This window comes from Chitinophagales bacterium, assembly GCA_019694975.1.
Lineage (GTDB): Bacteria > Bacteroidota > Bacteroidia > Chitinophagales > UBA10324 > JACCZZ01.
Window position 1 is genome coordinate 227,225 of sequence record JAIBAY010000004.1, and the last position, 21,046, is coordinate 248,270.

Annotated in this window: 17 protein-coding genes; 5 read left to right on the forward strand and 12 right to left on the reverse strand. The window is 47.3% G+C overall.

Annotation, left to right across the window (positions count from 1 at the left end; translation table 11 throughout):
• Positions 1 to 168: 168 nt before the first annotated feature.
• From gdhA to K1X61_09620, 5 genes are all read right to left on the reverse strand, one after another.
• Entirely contained in the window at positions 169 to 1,521 is a 1,353-nt protein-coding gene (gene gdhA, locus K1X61_09600; protein ID MBX7108889.1) for an NADP-specific glutamate dehydrogenase, read from the reverse strand.
• A 264-nt stretch (positions 1,522 to 1,785) separates the two neighbouring features.
• Entirely contained in the window at positions 1,786 to 2,751 is a 966-nt protein-coding gene (locus tag K1X61_09605; protein MBX7108890.1) for a DUF3137 domain-containing protein, read from the reverse strand.
• A 114-nt stretch (positions 2,752 to 2,865) separates the two neighbouring features.
• Complete coding sequence (locus K1X61_09610) at positions 2,866 to 3,423, reverse strand: LemA family protein (protein MBX7108891.1); 558 nt, start codon at positions 3,421 to 3,423, stop codon at positions 2,866 to 2,868.
• Positions 3,424 to 3,712: 289 nt separating this feature from the next.
• Positions 3,713 to 4,882: a molecular chaperone DnaJ gene (dnaJ, locus tag K1X61_09615; protein MBX7108892.1), complete on the reverse strand. Its 1,170-nt coding sequence runs from the start codon at positions 4,880 to 4,882 to the stop codon at positions 3,713 to 3,715.
• 95 nt (positions 4,883 to 4,977) lie between these two features.
• Entirely contained in the window at positions 4,978 to 5,646 is a 669-nt protein-coding gene (locus K1X61_09620; GenBank protein ID MBX7108893.1) for a nucleotide exchange factor GrpE, read from the reverse strand.
• Between the two features lie 239 nt (positions 5,647 to 5,885).
• On the opposite strand from K1X61_09620, the gene K1X61_09625 reads away from it, so the two are divergent.
• The 3 genes from K1X61_09625 (at position 5,886) to K1X61_09635 (ending at position 10,692) form a co-directional block, all read left to right on the forward strand.
• Positions 5,886 to 8,228 carry a gliding motility-associated C-terminal domain-containing protein gene (locus K1X61_09625; GenBank protein ID MBX7108894.1) on the forward strand — a complete coding sequence of 781 codons (2,343 nt, stop codon included), beginning with the start codon at positions 5,886 to 5,888 and terminating at the stop codon, positions 8,226 to 8,228.
• Between the two features lie 127 nt (positions 8,229 to 8,355).
• Positions 8,356 to 9,480, forward strand: coding sequence for an anhydro-N-acetylmuramic acid kinase (locus tag K1X61_09630; protein ID MBX7108895.1), 1,125 nt, complete (start codon positions 8,356 to 8,358; stop codon positions 9,478 to 9,480).
• Positions 9,481 to 9,702: 222 nt separating this feature from the next.
• Positions 9,703 to 10,692, forward strand: a complete 990-nt coding sequence (locus K1X61_09635; GenBank protein ID MBX7108896.1) for an NAD-dependent epimerase/dehydratase family protein — start codon at positions 9,703 to 9,705, stop codon at positions 10,690 to 10,692.
• Between the two features lie 15 nt (positions 10,693 to 10,707).
• Here K1X61_09635 and K1X61_09640 read toward each other — a convergent pair whose 3' ends face one another.
• Together K1X61_09640 and K1X61_09645 are read right to left on the reverse strand one after the other, a co-directional pair.
• Positions 10,708 to 11,925, reverse strand: coding sequence for a LysM peptidoglycan-binding domain-containing protein (locus tag K1X61_09640; protein MBX7108897.1), 1,218 nt, complete (start codon positions 11,923 to 11,925; stop codon positions 10,708 to 10,710).
• 29 nt (positions 11,926 to 11,954) lie between these two features.
• Positions 11,955 to 12,590: an O-methyltransferase gene (locus K1X61_09645; protein MBX7108898.1), complete on the reverse strand. Its 636-nt coding sequence runs from the start codon at positions 12,588 to 12,590 to the stop codon at positions 11,955 to 11,957.
• 290 nt (positions 12,591 to 12,880) lie between these two features.
• Here K1X61_09645 and K1X61_09650 point away from each other — a divergent pair, with 290 nt between their 5' ends.
• The gene (locus K1X61_09650; GenBank protein MBX7108899.1) at positions 12,881 to 13,882 is read left to right on the forward strand and encodes a PorV/PorQ family protein; all 1,002 of its coding nucleotides are present in this window, start codon (positions 12,881 to 12,883) and stop codon (positions 13,880 to 13,882) included.
• A 39-nt stretch (positions 13,883 to 13,921) separates the two neighbouring features.
• Positions 13,922 to 15,142, forward strand: coding sequence for a hypothetical protein (locus tag K1X61_09655; protein ID MBX7108900.1), 1,221 nt, complete (start codon positions 13,922 to 13,924; stop codon positions 15,140 to 15,142).
• Positions 15,143 to 15,193: 51 nt separating this feature from the next.
• Here K1X61_09655 and K1X61_09660 read toward each other — a convergent pair whose 3' ends face one another.
• The 5 genes from K1X61_09660 to K1X61_09680 all read right to left on the reverse strand — a co-directional run bounded on the left by K1X61_09660 (position 15,194) and on the right by K1X61_09680 (position 21,015).
• Positions 15,194 to 15,757 carry a gliding motility lipoprotein GldH gene (locus K1X61_09660; protein ID MBX7108901.1) on the reverse strand — a complete coding sequence of 188 codons (564 nt, stop codon included), beginning with the start codon at positions 15,755 to 15,757 and terminating at the stop codon, positions 15,194 to 15,196.
• Positions 15,758 to 16,999: a hypothetical protein gene (locus tag K1X61_09665; protein MBX7108902.1), complete on the reverse strand. Its 1,242-nt coding sequence runs from the start codon at positions 16,997 to 16,999 to the stop codon at positions 15,758 to 15,760. It abuts the gene before it with no gap.
• 140 nt (positions 17,000 to 17,139) lie between these two features.
• Positions 17,140 to 18,282, reverse strand: a complete 1,143-nt coding sequence (locus tag K1X61_09670) for a hypothetical protein (GenBank protein ID MBX7108903.1) — start codon at positions 18,280 to 18,282, stop codon at positions 17,140 to 17,142.
• 278 nt (positions 18,283 to 18,560) lie between these two features.
• On the reverse strand, positions 18,561 to 19,754 hold the full coding sequence (locus K1X61_09675; protein MBX7108904.1) for a T9SS type A sorting domain-containing protein: 1,194 nt from the start codon (positions 19,752 to 19,754) through the stop codon (positions 18,561 to 18,563).
• Between the two features lie 52 nt (positions 19,755 to 19,806).
• A complete protein-coding gene (locus K1X61_09680; protein MBX7108905.1) occupies positions 19,807 to 21,015 on the reverse strand; it encodes a peptidoglycan DD-metalloendopeptidase family protein in 1,209 nt (402 codons plus the stop codon).
• Positions 21,016 to 21,046 lie beyond the last annotated feature (31 nt).

The following is a 21,046-nucleotide window of genomic DNA, read 5'->3' on the forward strand; positions in this document are numbered from 1 at the left end:
AATGACACCATCCATTTTCTCCTGCACGATATTGCTTAAAATAAATGGGCCGGATGAATTGTTCAGTTGCAGCATGATTGCCATTACTGAATAATTCACCCGGCCCAACTGATGCGCAAGAGCCGGCAAGTAACATCCGTTGCCGGCTTACACAACCATTTGATGCGTTTAAACGAGCCCCTGTGCAAGCATGGCATCGGCTACTTTCACGAAGCCTCCGATGTTGGCACCTTTCACATAGTTGATCGCATCACCTTCTTTGCCATACTTCACACAACTCTCGTGGATGTCTTTCATGATTTTGAGTAATCGTGCATCCACTTCTTCGCGTGACCATGAGAGGCGTTCCGAATTCTGGCTCATCTCCAGTCCTGATACGGCTACGCCGCCCGCATTAGCCGCTTTGCCCGGACCGTAAAGGATATTTTTCTTAAGAAACCAGCTCACCGCTTCATTGGTAGAGGGCATGTTGGCGCCTTCCGCCACAGCGATGCAACCGTTTCTGGTCAGCTTTTTTGCATCCTCAAAATCCAGTTCGTTTTGCGTGGCGCAGGGTAATGCGATATCGCATTTGATGTCCCATGGTTTTTTCCTGGCTACGTACACTACGCCATATTTATCCGCGTACTCTTTGATACGGCCGCGTTTTTCATTTTTCAGCCACAGCACGTATGCTAATTTTTCCGCTGTAATGCCGGCTTCATCATAAATGTATCCGTCGCTGTCGGAAAGTGTAACCACTTTGGCGCCAAGCTGAATGGCTTTTTCCGCTGCATACTGCGACACATTGCCTGAGCCGCTGATCACCACGCGTTTACCTTTGATGTTCATTTTGCGCGTGGCCAGCATTTCCTGAATAAAATAAACACATCCATAACCGGTTGCTTCCGGCCTGATAAGGCTTCCGCCGTAATCAATGGATTTGCCGGTGAGCACACCGGTGAATTCATTACGCAGCCGTTTGTACTGTCCGAAGAGGAAGCCAATCTCGCGCCCTCCCACACCGATATCACCGGCAGGCACATCGATATCAGCGCCAATATGCCTGTACAGTTCCGTCATAAAACTCTGGCAGAAACGCATCACTTCATTATCCGATTTGCCTTTAGGGTCAAAATCACTTCCGCCTTTTCCTCCTCCCATTGGCAAGCCGGTGAGTGAATTTTTAAACACCTGCTCGAAAGCGAGGAATTTCAGGATACTTAGATTTACGGTAGGGTGAAAACGAAGTCCGCCTTTATACGGCCCGATGGCATTGTTGATCTGAATTCTGAATCCGCGGTTTACCTGGAATTCACCTTTGTCGTCGAGCCAGGTTACACGAAACATGATCACGCGGTCGGGTTCAGTAATACGCTCCAGTATTTTCGCATTGCTGTACTTGGGATTTTCATTGATGAAAGGAAGCAGCGACTCCGCAACTTCCGATACTGCCTGGTGAAATTCAGGTTCATAAGGATTTTTCTTTTTCACTTTCTTCATGAACTCATTTACCTGATCAGCTAATTTTACAGTGGCCATAACAATTTGATTTTATGTGTTAAATGATTGGTTATTGCAGAAAAAAACCGGCAGCAAAGCACCGTGAAAAAAATTTTACGTATCGGATAATCACACATGGCAGTTGATGCTTCTGTTCCGGATAGTGAAAAAATTTCCATGTAAAATTAATCGATGTCCGTCAATGATAGTACTATTTTTTATAATGTGCCAGGTTGCGTATAAAACATGACAAACATCATAGTTGTTTTCAAAAACAAAATGCTAAATGCCGCTGCATGCTGTTTATTTCCCCCAGATTCTCAGGTTCAGGTTAAGATCATCCACAATACCGGTAATGAGCTGAAGATAGTCGAAGTATTTCTTCAGGTATTCCTGTTGCAGGCCCGATGAAAAGACCTTCGGTTCAAACAGTGATTCTTGCAGCGAAAGTGCGATGTAAACATTGGAACCCACGAACGATAAATTAAGCCGGCCATTCACCTTTTTTCTGAACTCCACCAGTCTTTCCATCATTGTGGTTGACAGAATGTAGCGTGCCTCAACCTGGTCGGTACTGTATGCCGTAAAATACTTTTCAAACTCAGGGTTCTCCAGTCGCACCACCTCACCTTTGCCTGAAACCCATTGCTCAAAAAGCCTTCCGATACCAAAAAAGCCATCGCCCACATCCGGCCCGATGAAGGTTTTGCCGTTAAAATTTTTATTGAAATCGGCGATAAAAAAGATGCCTTTAAAGATGGTAACCCAGCTTTCCTGACGATGGCCTTTGCTGTCGGTTGTAACATGCTTTTCCTCGTGGTGTATTTCTGAAAACTTAACGGCTGTCGCTCCTAACGTGCCCGCTATCAGGTCGTCGCCCGTATAGCGGTCGATACGGCTGCGGAATATACCTGATGCAACATATTCATTCACTGAGATGCAAGCGCCAGGTGTATAAACCAACTGCTCGCTCATCGTCTTCACCATGTTGCCAATCACTTTGGCTTTAAATGTTTGTGCATATGCTGTTTTCTTTTTGCCATAGTCAATAAATTTAAAGATGCTGATCAGAATTGAAGGCACGGTCAGCAGGTAGGCGGCCGGATGACCCATCGTCATGGCCAGGAGCACAAGCGGGATTTCTGTCAGTAATATGGCCAGCGCCACGCGGAATGTTGTTAATACGGCTTTCCTCGACTGCTCGAGTGTTTCCAGTTCGGGCCGCAGTCTTGTGTTGTAGAGCTGGTCAAAGGATGCGGAGGGTTTCATCTGGCCAATGGCGAAGGAATATGGTTGCCGGTTATTTTTTCGGTGCTATGTGCGATAACAATGAAGCAACTGATCGGATAAGTTGCGGAGTCATCCTGTTGTTCCTTCACCGGGTTATTTAAAGAGCTCTCCGGCGCTGATGTTCTTCCGTTCTTCCTCCGGAATATCGAGGTACGGTTTTAAGCTGTAATGCATCATGCCTGCGAGGATATTGGTAGGAAACTGTTCCACGGCATTGTTATAATCATTCACAGTTGCATTGTAAGCACGACGGGCAGCGGAGATCTGCTCTTCAATTTCATTCCATGAACCCTGCAGCTGTAAAAAATTCTGATTGGCTTTCAGGTCGGGATAATTTTCCACCTGCACCATAATGCTGCGCATGGCGCTGCCGATCTGGTTTTCGAGCTGGATCTTTTGTTCTGGCGAAATGTTCGCAGCGGTTGCCTGGTTGCGCAGTTCCGTGATTTTTGTAAGCGTATCGCGCTCATAGTTCATATAAGTCTTCACGGTAGTCACTAAGTTCGGCAACAGGTCGTACCGTTTTTTCAGCATGGCATCAATGGCGCCGAATGCATTGCCCACTGCGTTTTTTTTCCTGATAAGCGAATTGTACAGCACTACCGGTATCAGCAGCAAAACAAGGATGATCACTAAAAAAACGAAACCCATACGCGAGATTTTTATCAAAGGTAACGATCGTGATGAAATTACCTGCTTTGGGTATTGTTATCCGTACAGTAAATGCCGGCAGTTTGTGTCCTGAAGGCGCAGGGCGGTGACAATTATTTTTATGCGCAGCTGCGGCAGTTGCCGGAGGTGCGTGAAAAGCGCATCGGACCTAAAAAGTAATAACTGAATCTCGAAATGAATCAGGTGAGGAAAGATGTAATGCAGCGGTGTTTCCCGGAGGAATTTGATGTGATTATCGGACATTCAAAGGAAGGAACAGGGCAGGTGATCAGGCAAAATAATCCCGCATCTTCTCAAAGAAATTCTTGTCATTCTTCCCGGGATTGGGTTTGAAGTTATGCGAATTGCGAAGTTTTTCCAGTTGCTGATGTTCGTCCGACGACAGTTCCTTCGGCACCCAAACATTCACATGAATCAACTGATCGCCGCTGCCATATGCATTTACGTTGGGAAGTCCTTTTCCCTTTAACCGGAATATTTCTCCCGCCTGTGTGCCTGCTTTAATTTTGATGCGTGCCTTACCATCAATCGTGGGCACATCCACACTCGTGCCGAGGGCGGCATCGGGGAAGGAGATAAATAATTCATACGCCACATTATTACCATCGCGCTTCAGTTCGCCATGTTCTTCTTCTTCGATCGCAATGAGCAGGTCGCCGGGTGCGCCGCCGCGTTCACCGGCATTGCCTTTGCCACTCATCGAGAGTTGCATACCTTCTGCTACGCCAGCCGGAATATCCACGTTAATGGTTTCTTCGCCATACACACGGCCTTCACCATGGCATACATTGCACTTGGCAGTAATCACCTGGCCTTCACCATTGCAGGTGGGGCAGGTGGTGGTGGTGGCCATTTGTCCGAGAATGGTATTCTGCACGCGGCGGATGACACCACTGCCTTTGCAGTTGGTGCAGGCATGAAATGAGTTCTTGTCTTTTGCTCCGCTGCCGCCGCAAGTGCTGCACGACACATACTTTTTAACCTTCAGGCTTTTGTGGGCACCTTTGGCGATTTCCTGCAGATTGAGCGGCACCTTGATGCGAAGATTGCCACCACGCACACCACGCGAGCGTTCGCGGGTATTGCGTCCGCCGCCGAAGAAAGCTTCGAATGGGCTTCCGCCCATATCACTGAAGATGTCGCCGAAGTTGGTGAAGATGTCTTCCATACGCATGCCGCCGGCACCGGCATTACCATAACCGCCATTGCCACCCATTCCCGCATGGCCATATTGATCATACCTTTTTTTCTTGTCGCTGTCGCTCAGAATTTCGTATGCCTCCGCCGCCTCTTTAAATTTTTCTTCGGCAGTTTTATCGTTCGGATTTCTGTCGGGATGAAACTGCATAGCCACCTTACGGTAAGCTTTCTTGATTTCTTCAGGCGTAGCGGTTTTCCCGACACCCAACACTTCGTAATAATCTCTCTTAGCTGCCATTTATTTATTCATCTCTTTAATAATTTCAATTGCCGGATGCATGCATGACTAAAAAAATTTTTCCGCAGGCATGATGATGGTCAAAGGTGAGCCGCTTATTTGCCCACCACCACTTTTGCATGACGGATGATCTTATCGTTCAGGTAGTAACCGCACTCAATTTCATCCACCACTTTGCCCCGGAAGGTTTCATCGGGCGCTGGAATTTCTGCAATAGCCTCGTGCAATTCAGGATTGAAAATTTCACCTATTGATTTCATCTGTTTCAAACCGCGCGCTTCCAGTACGGCACCCAGTTTTTGCTGTATCAGTTTCACGCCTTCCTGCAATGCCTGCAAGTCCTGCGATGACTCCATCTGTTTCATGGCGCGCGAAAAATCATCTACCACCGGTATCAGTGCATTGATGATTTCAATGCCGGCGGTTTTGGAATTTTCTATTCTTTCTTTCTGCATGCGCTTCTTATAGTTGTCGAATTCAGCATACAGGCGAAGGAACTTGTCATTCAGCTCATCTGCTTTCTGCTTCAATTCTGCATTTTCCTTTTTGAGCTTTTCTTTTTTCGACAGGCCCAGCTTGCTCAGCAAATCGTTGCCTTCAGCATGATCCTGTGCAGTGTCATTGTTTGTTGTTCCCTGCTCCTCAGCATCCTGCTCAATCTTATGCAGAATTTCTTCTCCTGAAAAATCATGCCCGGCCTGTGCAGAAGGATTATCCGCCGCATCTTTCTTCTTTTCTAAAGATTCATCAAAAGAAGGGTTCATCTCTTTATTTTCCATTCCTGAAAAAGGTTTAAACGGGACGCATGAACAAATGCTTTGCCACGGGTTTCATTCGGTCAATCTGTCACCGTAATTAATAAAAGCGGGGCAAAAGTAGCGCAATTTGCAGAAAGTAGGGGCGGAAGCGTGCCGGTTCCTCAATACGGAAAGTAACTGCATGTTTTTGTTGAAGTGGGTGTGGTTTGGTACTTTCGGGAAATGATTAGTGCAGATTAAGTCAAATGAAATTTTTCATTTTTTTATGGCTGCCGTTCTTCTTCATTCCTGCTGTGTCGGAAGCATGGCATATCATAGGCGGTGAAATATATTATACCAGCCTGGGTGGCAATACCTATGAGATTACTTTAAAAGTGTACCGCGATTGCAACAGCACTACACCGTTTGATAACCCGGCGGCGATCGGCGTGTACAGCAGTTCAGGTGCGTTGCAGCAGACGCTTGCTGTCTTTTTGCAGGGAGCGAATAGTGTAGATCCTGATCTGAGTGATCCATGCCTTGTTCTTCCGCCGGGTATTTGCGTGGAAGAAGCGATCTATAAAGTTACCACCACACTTCCGCCGCTGACAGGTGGTTTTGATTTGTCGTATCAGCGGTGTTGCCGCAACAATACCATTGTCAATCTCCTCGATCCGGCTAATACCGGCGCAACATTTACGGCCCATATTCCCTCATCGGGTATTGCGCAGGGTAACAGCAGTCCGCGGTTTAAAAATTATCCGCCAATAGTGATCTGTGTTGATCAGGTGTTACAATTTGATCACAGTGCCACAGATCCCAATGGTGATTCGCTGGTCTATTCACTCTGTACGCCATGGCAGGGTGCCGATGCAACCGTTCCACAACCGAGTCCACCACCGCCGCCACCATATGACCCGGTGGTATGGCTGCCTCCTTACAATGTGAACAATCAGATCGGCGGCAACCCGGTCATGAGTATTGATCCGCAAACCGGATTGCTGACGGCTTTTCCTACTGCCCTCGGACAATTTGTTGTAGGTGTTTGTGTGAAGGAATACCGCAATGGTATTTTTCTCAGCCAGGATGTAAGAGATTTTCAATTCAATATCACCACCTGTAATCCATTGATGGAGGCAAACTTTGATGTGACAGGCAGCATTTCGGTAAATGATACCCTGCTGATCTGCGGAACCAACACCGTGTACTTCAAAAACCAGAGTTTTGGATCATCGGTCTATAGCTGGGATTTCGGGGTGAATGGTATCACTACGGATGTTTCTGCAGCAGAAGACCCTGTGTATGTGTATCCGGATACAGGCGTATACAAAGTTGTGCTTGAAGTCGCACCAGGACTGTTATGTTCCGACACGGTTTTTAAATATGTGGAAATAAGAAAAGGTGTTACCGCAGATTTCTCGTTTCAAAATGAATGTGCATTCACGCCGGTCACATTCAATGATCAGTCAGTTGCGCTCGATGGAATATTATCAGACTGGGAATGGAACTTCGGAGACGGCAATACCGCATTTCAGCAAGATCCGTCGCATGCATATAGTACGCCGGGATTCTTCAATGTGAACCTGACGGTAAGCAATAACTATGGATGCATGTCATCCGTTACAAGGCAGGTGCAGGTTTTCCCATCACCACAGATCAATGCCGGGCCGGATACTTTTATATGCGACATTGATACGGTAAGCATACATGCCCATAACGGAGTAAGCTATGTTTGGTCACCTGATTTTCATATCAGTGATGTGACAGCTTCGGATCCGGATGTGAACCCGCCGTTGACAACGGTTTACACCGTTACTGTTATCAATGAATTCGGTTGTATGGCCACCGATTCCGTGGTCATTGCCGTTACAGATACCGTGATAGCCGCCACGAGTGGAGATGCCATCATCTGCAGTGGCGACAGTGTTCAGCTTTCATCATCCAATGCTGTTTATTATCACTGGTCGCCTGATTTTCACATAAACAATCCATTCATTGCCAACCCGGTTGTCAGCCCTGATATCACCACTACGTATTATGTTATAGCTGCCATTGGCTCCTGCACGGATGAAGATACTGTTACGGTTACGGTTCTCTATCCGCCAGTAGTGGATGCGGGAGAAGACATCACCATTAACCAGGGAGAAACCGCACAGCTGAACACTACCGGCAACGGCACCTATCAATGGTCGCCGCCCGACTGGCTGAATGATCCTGCTGTGCCAAACCCGGTAACGAGTGCGGAAAATACGATTACCTACACGGTGGTGGTTGAGGAAAACAACGGCTGCAAAGCAACTGATTCCGTTACCGTAACCGTCACGCACAATCATCTCTTCCTCGTGCCGAATGCCTTTACCCCAAATGGCGATGGACTGAATGATTTCTTTCAGTTCTATACAAAAGGAGTGCGGGAAGTTCAGTCAGTTAAAGTATTTAACCGCTGGGGACAAGTGGTATATGAAAGCAACGCATCAAATGATGATGGGTGGGATGGAACATTCGGAGAGATACCATGCGAAATGGGAACTTATATCTATACCATAACGGGCATTACCTATGATGGCGATGTATTAGCCGACAATGGAACGCTTACACTCATACGCTGATTCTTCTTTTTTATTCCTGATATTGCCCGTTCCGATTTTCACAATTTGTTAATACATTTACCATTGAAAGAAACTGGGTAGTTTTTTTTTACAACGTATCTCTTCTATTAACTTAAAATTTTTTGAAATGAAAACGTATCATGTACTGGGTATGATGTCCGGCAGTTCTATGGATGGAGTTGACATTGCCTATTGCCGGCTCGATGAAAACAATGGCAAATGGACTTACGAGATTGAAAAGGCAGAGTGTATTCCATATCCGCCGAAATGGAGGTTGCGCCTTCAGAGTTTAGTGCTGCAGAATGCGGTTACTTACCTTAAAACAGATGCTTTCTATGGCCACTACCTTGGCGAGGTGGCGCGCAAATTCATTCAGGAAAATATGCTGGATGGAAAAATTGATTTTATCGCTTCGCATGGCCAGACGGTTTTCCATCAGCCCGAAAATCAGATGACCAGCCAGATTGGCGACGGCGGCGCTATTGTGGCCGAAACAGGTTTGCCCGTGGTTTGTAATTTCAGAACAGTTGATGTGGCATTGGGCGGACAGGGAACACCGATTGCACCCACCGGTGATAAGATGTTGTTTGGTGATTTCAAGTTTTGCCTGAATATCGGCGGCATTGCCAATATCAGCTGTAACCTCGACGGAAAAATGATCGGATTTGATATTTGCGGTGCCAATATGGTGCTGAATGCGCTTGCGGCAGAGATAGACCTTGAATATGACAAAGACGGTATGATTGCCCGTTCCGGCACCGTCAACCACGATTTGCTGAATGAACTCAATGCGCAATGGTATTATGAAAAGCCGTATCCAAAATCCATCGGCGGCGGCTGGGTAACGAAAATCTTCCAGCCGGTATTCAAGAAATACCGCATGCAGATTGAAGATAAATTATGCACCGCCACGGAACATATCGCTTTGCAGATCGGTAAAGACATCAAGAATATTTACGCGACAGAATTCCTGACAAAGGATGAGAGTCATTCCATGCTGGTATCAGGCGGTGGTGCCTTCAATAAATTCCTGCTCGAACGGATTAACTATCATTCTTCCGTTCCGTTAGTGGTACCTGATCCTGCCACTATTAAGTTTAAGGAAGCATTGCTGGTTTGCCTCATGGGTGCTTTGCGTATGCGCAATGAAGTGAATGTGCTTTCATCCGTTACCGGTGCCTCTTCTGATTCCATCGGCGGCGAAATCTATCAGACAACCGGCAAGCGGCTGGAAACACCTGCGAACCTGTAAGAATTACATCAGAAACAAGTGACCCCGTATCAGGTGATGCGGGGTTTTTTTGTTTTGTCGGATCGCAACGGACCATGCCATTGTTCTGCAGCTATGATGCATGATGCACTGATTACTGCCTTTAAGATTTACATACAATTGTTGCACGATGTGTATCCTGTTCGCACAATGAGCACAGTACAATTTGCTCCCGTGTAGTATCTTACCCTCCAAAGCTTCATCATGATTTTTGTCACCGGCGGAACAGGATTTATAGGCAGTCACCTGCTTCAGGCACTCGCACAGGAGGGCGAGCCTGTGCGTGCCCTGAAACGCAGCAGCAGCATACCGGCCGGCCTCGATACTGTTGCCGGTATTGAATGGGTTGACGGCGACATACTTGACGTTTCATCGCTCGAAGCGCAGATGGAAGGCTGCCGCGAAGTATATCATTGCGCAGGCATGGTTTCCTTTCAGCGCCGCCATCGCGATGCTTTGCGGAAGGTGAATGTGGAAGGCACTGCCAACGTAGTGAATGTTGCGCTCAGCAAAAAAAATATAAGGTTGCTGCATGTAAGTTCGGTGGCCGCCATTGGCAGGCCGGCAAAACCGGCTGATATCAATGAAGCCACGGAGTGGGACTTTAACGGGTTTAATTCTCAATATGCTGTCAGCAAATATCTTGGTGAAAGGGAGGTCTGGCGTGGCATGGCCGAAGGACTGAATGCCGTGATCGTAAATCCTTCCATCGTGATAGGAGAAGGTAACTGGAAAACCGGTCCGCCGCGCTTTTTCCTGGATGTATGGAAGGGCTTATGGGTATATACTTCCGGCAGTACAGGTTTTGTTGCAGCAAAGGATGTTGCCGGACTGATGATAGCATTGATGAAAAGCAGCATAGAGCAGGAAAAATTTATTATCAATGCGGAAAACCTCAGCTACCGCGATTTTCTTTTTGAAATAGCGGATGCGATGGGTAAAAAACGACCCGTGATGAAGGCGGATGGATGGCTTACATCGTTAGTCTGGCGACTCGAATATTTGCGCGGATTATTCCTCGCAGAGCAGACGCTTATCAGCCGGGAAACAGCGACTATTGCGCAGCTTTCCTGCCGCTACGACAATTCAAAACTTGTAAAAGCGCTGAATTTTCAGTTTACCCCAATGAAGCAATGCATTGCTGCAACAGCAGCCCTCTTTAAAGCTGATGTTGCAGCCGGCAAAATAAAGTGAAACGGTGCAGCTTTATTATTTTGTCACCAGCAGCTTTTCACCCACCTGCAGATTGGTCGATTGGAGATGATTGATGGCCTGCAGTTCGCCGACGGTGACATTGTATTTTTTCGATATGGAATATAATGTGTCGCCTTTCGCAACAATATGAATTTTTTCTCCGGAAGGCTTTTCATATACTGCCACTTGAGCACTTGCGGAAGCACTGTTTGTTTTTTCTGCAAGCAATGCAGGCATTTCTTTACGCACCTCCTGCAGGAAAAGCACTTCGCCTGCGGCAGGCTGTGTACCTGGCGCCATCAGGTTTTTTTCATACAGTTTGTTCAATTGGATGCCATGATCACGGGAAATGCTGAACATGGTTTCACCGGCTAAGACAGTATGCGTGGCCACCGCTCCGTTATGCCTTTTCGGCTGCAGGTAAACGCGGTCGCCGGTTGCAATTTGTGCGGCTGTGGTGATGTCGTTGTACCGCATCAGCCGTTTAATGCCGATTTCATAGGTGGTGGCAAGATCATTCAAAGATTCACCTTCCAGCAAAGTCACACAATCAATATCATTAAAGACATAAATCCGCTCGGTTGCATTCTTTATGGTGGGCGCGGCATTCACCACTGCAGGATTGCCATCGGCTTTTATCACGGGATCCGCTGCTGATTTATTCAGCGAGGCAAACCATTTTGAGCGTTCACTTTCGGTAAGGTCCCACTGATGCAGATCATAGTCATCAATACATTTGATAAGAATGTTTGCATACTGCGGATTGGTGGCATAACCGCATGCTTTAAGCCCTTTCGCCCATGCCTTATAGTCTTTAACGTCGTAGGTAAACAGCACGGCGTAGCGTGGCCTGCTCTGCAGGAAGTCAGAATGATCCCTGTAAGAAACAATAGCGGAATCATATTGGCGGAAGCATTCGTTCTTCCGGTCGTCATCATAGGTGAAGGAAGGGCCTTTCCATTCAACATGGCACTTGATGCCGAAATGATTGTTTGCCTGTGTGGCCAATGGGCTCTGCCCGGCATTGCTTTCAATAATTCCCTGCGCCAGTGTAATGCTTGCCGGAATGCCGGTACGTTGCATCTCTTCCACCGCTACACCGCTGTATTGACGGATATAAGCTTCCACAAGCTGATCATATGTTTGTGCAGACAACATCACTGTTGCCGCGAAAATGTATATAACCGTAACCAGTAATTTCTTCATGGTAATGCTGAAAAGTGTATGCTGCATGCTGTTGCCTGTTATTTTTATTCTCCTGCTTATTTCTTCCTGATCATCATCAGCCCGTCACGCAAAGTCACGAGTACATTGTCCACCCTGTCGTCTTCCTGTACCTTCCGGTTGAAGTCTTTTAATGCCTGTGTTTCCGCATCCGGATGATCTTCAGTTACCTTGCCGCTCCACAAGACATTATCAGCGAGCAGGATGCCTCCGGGCCTCAGCTTGTCAATGACCAGGTCGTAATAAAGGCTGTAGTTCAACTTATCCGCATCGATAAACACCAGATCAAACGTTGCATCAATGGTTGGAATTATATCCGCCGCGTCACCTGTCCGGAAATCTGTCTGATCCAGGATACCGGCCTGCCGGAAATAACGCACGGTCATTTCTTTCAGCTCCTCATTAATGTCAATGGTAATTAGCTTGCCCTTTGGCTGTAACCCTTCACTCAGGCAGATGGCGGAATATCCGGTGAAAGTGCCGATCTCCAGTATGCCGGAGGGTTGCAGCATCAAGCTGATCATCCTGATAAACTGCCCCTGCAAATGACCTGACAGCATCTGCGGCATCAGCACGCGTGCATTCGTCTCACGGTTCAACTGCCGGAGCACTTCCGATTCGGGTTTTGTATGCGCTTCGGCATAGCGCTCTAATGCTTCAGGAAAAAAATGCATGATCTGCCCGTAAAATTAGCGGGTTTGACACAATCAGCCAAAGCGCCTGACGTATGTTGCAAACAACGATTCATAAACTGACTACAAATGCACACAACAACTGCAGCCGTCCACTATAAAATGAATGACCGTATTGACTGGTTGCCTTCAGCCACTTACTTGACTGCCGTCATTTGAATTATTGTTTTTTAAAGACATTAAACTGCCGGTAAGAATGGTTCAGAATATGCATGGCTGAAAGCATTATTTAACGGTGACCGTTTTATTAAATATGCTACCTTTCGCAGCCCATGAAAAATGGTATGCTTTTGCTGCTGCTGACGCTTGGTGTCATGAATGCTGTTCATGCGCAGCTGCTGCCTTCTTTTGGCGGTAGCCGCACCGGCACTACCGGCTTTCAGTTTCTGAAGATCGCACCGGATGCACGGTCAACGGGTATGGGAGGAAGCGTGATTGCAACAACGGATGATGTAGCCGCGCTGTACTGGAATCCGGCCGGTATTACTAAAACGGATACACAGGATGTTCACCTGCAGCTGTCACAGACTTTATATTTCGGCGATGTGAATATGAGTTATATCGGCATCGTGCACCAGGTGAGCAAACAGACTTTTTTAGGTGCTGGCTTAACGTATCTTTCCACAGGCCCCATGGATGTTACCACAACGTTTCAACCCTTCGGCACTGGGCAAACTTTTAATGCAAACGATTTCGCATTGGCAGTTACCATGGGAAGAATTCTCACCGATAACTTCAGCTTCGGGCTTACCGGAAAATACATACGCGAGAGCTTTGCCGATGTGTATGCCGACAATGCCGTGATCGATTTCGGATTTCAGTATGAAGTGGGAATTGCCAATACACGCTTTGCCGTGGGAGTGTCCAACTTTGGATTCAATACCGAGCCGTCAGGTGATATCACGGTTTCCACGCTGGAAGGATTTGATACTATTCAGCAGTTTGAAAAAATCGGCGTGCCGGCTGTCTTTCGCATTGGCATTGCCTGGGATCCGGTGAAGAACGCTGAAAACAGGCTGACGGTTACCGGGCAGCTGAATCATCCGACAGATAACAATGAAACCTATAACCTGGGCGCTGAATACGCATGGAGAAATACCATGTTCTGCCGTACCGGTTATGAATTTGGTATCGATGAGAAAGGCATTCCGAATTTCGGATTTGGCGTAAGATTTAAAAGAAGCTTTGGCATGTTGCAGCTCGACTATGGTTTTGAAGACAAGAGCCGTCTCGGAACCGTTCACCGGCTGACCTTCAGCGCCTCATTGTTTTAATACCCGTTCAACCTGAAATAAATTCTAAACAGATTATCATTGAAAAACGCTTATCAAATTGGCCTGTTGATATGCCTGTTGCCCGGCCTGTCTTCCTGCGATTTCCTGTTCGGCAGCAAGGATGATGAAACGGTGCAGGAAATATTTGAACAGGGAGCGATTGATCCTGACCTCTATCCTGACCAGGTAGGGTATGTTCCGCTTCAACCCTTCTGGCAGGGCATTCCCAACCCTGTGGATGTTTATGCCGGATATGATGAGATGGTGTATGTGGTGGACGACAATGGCCTCGAGGTTTTTGATCAGAAGGGACTGAAGCAAAGAACCATTGCCATTAAAGGCGCCACTGATGTGATACAGGACAGGCGGTTGCATACATTCGTAATCGGGAGAGTGGAAAAAGTGATTGACGGTATCAGCTATGATTTGCCGGCAGTTTATCACCTCATCAATACAGCAACGGCCGATGAACCACTTATCATTGATACGCTTATTCATCCGTTTTGTGATGTGTCGCGCAACAACACTGCATTCAGGGGATCCGGTGACGAAGCGGTTTCCTTCACGGGCCTTGGCACCACAAGTGAAAATAGGCTGTATGTTGCGCGCACCGGTCCATCCAACAGTATTTCCTCCATTGCCCGCCCTGATAACACGATATTGTTTTATAATGACGAGGGCACCAATACCGGCTATTCCATCGGATTGAATCCTGTAAGTTCCAGCCTTAAATCCGTGTTGGGCGTGAGCAGCATTGCCTGTTTTGCCGCACCACCGCAAAGCACCACCGGCATCAGCACATCGCATGATTTTTTATTGCTGCAGAAAGATCCGGTGGCGCAGTATAAAGCGTTATGGATTAAAGAAGTGCTGGATCCTGATGCCGGCGTTGTGTACACCGAAAATGCTTCGCTGCTGAATTTTGATACCTCCAAGGCAAGCCGGTTTTTATATATGCCCGGACGTTTCCTGGTGCCGGAAGATATTTATGTCGCTCCTGATTTCAGCGGCTATATCTTTATTGTTGACAGCGGAACAGATTCATTCTACCAGTTCACACAAAAGGGATTTGAGGGAGTAAATGCGCCGGCAACCAGCACGAACAAAAAACAGTTGCTTGCATCATTTGGCGGACAGGGCAGCGGGCCGTTTCAATTTATGCAGCCATCCGGTGTATGCTATTTTGATAAGCTGGTATATGTGGCTGACAAAGGCAATAACCGCATTTGCCGGTTTAAGCTGAGTACCGACCTGGAGTGACCTGGACTTTGATTGTTTGCAACTGCTGTATGTACGTTGCCTGCAGTTTAATCAGTTTGCATTTTTCTGCAATCCGGTTTTTTCTACTCTCAATCCAACCGCCATAATGCCCGGCAAAGGATCCTGCCGCATATTTTGCGTTAAAGTGAAAGTATAAGTTCCTGGTGTTTTGAAGAAGGCATTTTCCTGTACAAGCGAGCGGAAGTCCCAGATATCACCAAGGCCTTCACCATGCCATTTACCTTCATCATTGGCGAGCATTATTTCGTAGCGACGGCTGGTGTTGGTGCCATCCGGAAATTCAGTGCCGATCTGCAGCCAGATGTTTTGAAAAGGATAAAGATCAGCATGACGGATGTTTACATAAATATTGTATAGCTGGGCTGTATCTGAAATTTCAACAGTGAAAGCCGGAACTACTCTGCTGTCCCATACATATTTCCCGATGCTGATATTTTTTTCATACACCCTGTTTTTTTCGCAGGATACCAGCGTGATGACCATCAGCAGCAGGACTGATAGTTTGCGGCCGGCCTTGTTCATGGTGTTACCTGCCGGCATGCTGATACCATGCAAAAGTTGACTGCTGCTCATTCCGTCTGTATTGGCCGGCATTTATTTTTTATTTGACTGCGGTGGCCGGTTGGGGCGTGTATCGGGTTTGCTTCCTGACTGTGGCGGACGATTGCCCTGTGGCCGTTGTCCCTGCGGGCGATTGCCTGCAGGCCTTTTCCCGCTTTTATTTTTCCGCTTCTTGTTTTTGGATTTGCTGTCGAGCGTGGCAAGGCTTGTCTGCCCAACCGTATCGGTAAATTCATACGTCTCTTTCACCGGTGCGAGTTTGATGGCACCGAGATCGGTTGGTTTAGTGCCATTCTTATTCATTTCGGCAATCTCTTTCACGCGTTCAACAGTCAGCGGATGAAATACTGCGCTGTCTTTGTAGGCAAACCACAACATCCGTTTAAAGATATCGGTCTTCTGAAGATAAGCGATGCCGGTTTCCGTTTCAACACGGTCGATGTGTTGCGGAAAATCATGCAACGCATCCATATACGTGTCGAGCTCGTAATTGAGGCAACATTTAAGCCGACCGCACTGACCTGAAAGTTTAGCCTGGTTGATGCTCATCTGCTGATAACGTGCGGCAGTGGTGGTAACAGTTTTAAATTCAGTGAGCCACGTGCTGCAGCAGAGTTCGCGCCCGCAGGAACCAATACCTCCGATACGGCCTGCTTCCTGCCTTGCGCCGATCTGATGCATCTCCACTTTGATATGAAATTCTTTGGCAAATGTTTTTATCAGCTCGCGGAAATCTACCCTTTCATCTGCCGTATAGTAGAAGGTGGCTTTCTTGCCGTCGCCCTGGTATTCCACATCGCCGATCTTCATGTTCAGGTTCATCTGCCGTGCAATGGCACGGGCACGTACCATCGTCTCGCGGTCGAGCATGCGGGCATCTTCCCATTTCTTCAGATCGTATTCATTGGCTTTTCTGACAATGCCTTTGATGTCATCAGAGTTTTCAGGCACACGACGGCGTTTCATCTGCAGCTTCACCAGTTCGCCGGTCAGTGATGCCACACCTACGTCATAACCTCCGGTGCCGCTTTCCACCACCACCACATCATGCGTGTCAATGAGCAGGTGGTGAATGTTGCGGTAAAATTCTTTCCTTGCGCCGTTCTTAAAGCTTACTTCCACAAAGCGGGAAGCTTCCGCTTCATCCACTACGGGAATATCCGACAGCCAGTCGTAAACATTCATCCTGTTACAGCCGCCATTGCTGCAGGTGCCGTTGCTCTTACAACCTGATGGCTTTCCATTTACGCCTGTAGTACAACCGTTGCATCCCATCGTTAGCAGTAAAGATTAATACGTGATTTATTTCAAGCCCTTGCCGGAAACAGCGTTCATGCCTGTTGATGTTGCCTTTTGCTGAAAGCAGATGCATCAAAACTTTGCCGCCTTCATATGCGGGCAAGGTCCACTCCGACTCAAGCGGTTAAAGATAATTTTTTCCGGCTGATGATGGGCTGCAGCCGCAGTGAAAGGTTGAGGAAGAGGATTTTCGGATGGGCATTGCGCTCTATATGATAATGTGATTTATCAAACAAATCTGCCATGGATTGCCAGTCATACGCAGTCATCTTCTGCGCCATCCATGTGCCCAGGCGTTTTTCATCTTCGTACAGCCGCGACTGCTGCTCGCCGATCTGCTGCAACATGATACACTCATGCAGAAATTCCAGGGCATACCTGAAAAAACTCTTCTGCGATTCTCTGCCGATTTTTGAAATCTCTTCTACCCACTGCATCAGTTCTGCAGCATTGGGTGCATAAAGCAACCGCATCCAGCGACTGAACAATTCCTGGTTATTGTCTTCCACATGCGTCAAAAGCCGGATCGCTTCATTGTAATTGCCATCAGCCCGCCGGACAATCTTAGCGGCTGCTTCGTGCGACAACCCGTGCTTGGCGGTGAGCACTTCCAGTATTTCTTCTCCCGCAAGTCTTGGTATGCTGAGTATCTGTGTTCTCGAAAGAATGGTGGATAATAACTGATCGCGGTTTTCCGCTACGAGCAGCAACAGTGTTTTGGCCGGTGGTTCTTCCAGCAGTTTTAGCAGGATATTACCTTCCTTCAGCAGATATTCGGCACGCCACAGTATTAGAATTTTATAATCGGATTCAAACGTTTTCAGATTCAGGTTGTGTATGATGGCGCGGCATTCAGCGGCTGAAATATTTCCCTGCCTGTTTTCCGCATTGATGAAATCAAGCCAGCCGGAAGCATTACGGTATGGATTTTCCAGCATAGCCTCGCGCCACAACGGAAGAAAATCACTGCTGAGCGCCGGATTTTCACTGCCCGGTTTCAACTTGAAAGCCGGGAAAGAATAATGTATGTCGGGATGAATCATCTTCTGCGACTTCACGCAGGATGAACACTTGCCACAGCTGTCGTCGGACTGCCTGTTTTCGCAGTTCACATATTGTGCATAGGCAAATGCCAGCGCGAGATTGCCGGAACCCTCCGGCCCGAGAAACAGCTGTGTGTGACTTACACGGCTTTCCTTTACGCTGATGATGAGCTTCTGCTTGATCTCCTGCTGACCGATGACATCTCTGAAAAACATGCGAGGTTCAAAAATAGTGAACTGCCGGCGAATGCTATGCGGCAAATGCAGGCAGCTCAGGAACGGAAAAAAAATGCTCTGAGGATGAAGGATGAAAATCTTCAGCGGATAATCCGGTTAAGGATTTTATTTAATTGGGAAAACAGGAGGAAGGAAAATAATGTCAGCCAGACAGGCTTCAGCATACATCGTGCCTGACTTCATTGAATGGACAGCTGACAGCATGATTGCGAAATGGAAAATTGAAAATGAAGAAGCGGTGCGTTTGGCCGCTTTCGTCACTGCACAATCAACTTTTGCATCAAGGAGAATCCCCGTTCCGTTTTCCTGATCATGTACATACCTTGTGTCAATCCGTCGAGTTTAACTTGTATGCTGTGTTGCCCGGCAACAAGATTTCCCTCCGTTATCACTTTTACAATGCTGCCGTTCAAGTCGTCCAGTTCAATCCTGACTGTAGTAGATTCGGCGAGATTGAATGAAACCAATGTGGAAGCGCTGGCCGGATTCGGATATACTGAAAGGTCATGGTGCAACACAGCTGATGCTTCGTTTTCCCGGATCATTTTAGTAAATCCTGCTCCGCTGCATTCGCCGATTCGTGCCTGGAAGTGGGAAAGTGTTTTTGCATGAAAGCCCGGCAGGAGTGTTACGGAGGAGCCGCTTTGCATGATGCCGGCAGATGCCGTCTCAAATACCATGTTGGCGGAATTGCTCAATGATGCATCAGCAATAAAAGTTTCGAAATTGCCGGCATCATATGTAACATCCAAAAACGGAACGAAAGCATCGCAGGATGAGCCGCAGGCAAGCGCCGTGTAGTTGGCACCATAACTCAGCAAATTATCCGATACGTTGCAGAAAAGCGGAACTACCTTATCGGTCCATTGTTCGAGCGGATATCCATACTGCGGATTGAAAGCCACTTTATCCGTGTCTACCGGTACCACCACTACGAAGTAAATTCCTTTCTCTGTATCGGCACTGCTTCGATAGCCTTCTTCTCCCAGCAGTGTTCCTGCAGTAACCCAGTCGCCGTAGGTGAGTTCGTCGTTGAATGAACCGGTAATCAAACCCTGGTAGAAAGTCCATTCACCGTTTGGATGTTCCATCCATACATAGTTGCTGCAGTTTAGATCTGCACAACCGTTATCACTGTTTCCACGAATCCAGCCGTCGGCTGCTGCAACAATATAGTAATGGTTGGAAGGTGTGCCATTGGCATGCATTTTTATTCCGCCGCGCGGACAATTTGTTTCATGGTCGAAATCAACATGCACGGAAGTCAGTTCGGTAAACGGAAGACGATAAATACCCCTGGAAAAAGTAAACGGTGCACCATCTGCAGAACAGTATTCAAAATTCCCGCAAAAGAACTCATCGGTTTCCGGCAGGGAAAAGCAGACATTGGTTTGAGCCGACACGCTTCGGGCAATGATGCCAAACAACAGTATGGATGTCAGGAATTTCATAGTATCAGTCATTTGAAACGGCTTATGCGTTTAGGAACAGATGCATGTGTTGCTACTGCTGAACAATTATTTTTCTGATCAGCTGCCGGCCGTCAATGATCGTCAGCAGGTAATATGCGCCGGAAGCAAGGCTGCTCAGATCAATTGATTGCTGATGCCGTCCTGCATTCACCGGTTGTGCATCCATCAGGGTAATCAGGGCATGACCGCTGATATCACAGAGCATCATTTTCACCGCGCCCGGCTGAATCATTTCCCATTTCACAACAGTGGTTTGCGAAGCAGGGTTTGGCTCTATCGATAAATCTTCATTTGCTTCGCCCGCAGCATACTCAGTCGCTTTGTTAAATCCTGCCCCGCTGCAACTACCTGTTCTTGCTTCAAACGTTGAAAGGAATTCTGCCTGGAAGCCCGGATTGAGTGTAATAGACGAACCACCTTGCATGACACCACTTGATGCTGCCTGAAATAAAATATTATCGGTGGTACTCAGCGCATCATTGTCGATAAACGCTTTAAACGTGCCGCCACTGTAAGTCGTGTTCGTTGATGGCAGTGTGACATCACAGTTATTCGGACAATCAACGGCGATATAGGATTCGCCGCTTTTCATGATGTAGCCGGATATGTTGCAAAAAAGTGGTACGAGGTTCATGGCTGAATCTTCGTCAATCCATCCGCCACCGGTATCAAAATGTAAATCATCAACACCTGCCAGCGGCGTTGCTACTTCAAAGTGGCAGTGATCGCCAGTTGAGCAGCCAACTGTACCTTCTATGCCAATCACGTTGCCCACGTTTACCCAATCACCTTCATCATGCAGGTCGCTGGCGGTATGATAACGTACGTGGGTATATTTTGTCCATTCGCCATTGGGATGTTCAATCCACACATAGTTGTTGTCGCAGTTATCGCCGTTTTTGCAGGTGCATTGCTGCGTATGGCCGTCACTGATAGCTCGAATCCAGCCTGATGCCGCTGCGACAATGTTGTATTCATTATCGCCGGAATCTCCGTGCATGTCAATAGCGCCGCGCGGACAATGCTTAATGTGATCGTTGGTAACGCTTACCACAATGCCATCTTCATAAGGAATGCGGTAAATTCCTTTTGAAAAGCTATAAGGCGCATTCGGCGAGCAGTAAATATTATCACAACTTGCAGGATCCTGGTCTGCCACCGTATTGAAGCACACAACAATTTGTGCATTGGCTAAAATGCTGTTCAGGCTGAATAGCAGGATTATCAATAGAGATTTCATGTCAGATAAATTTTAATGCGTGAATTATGGC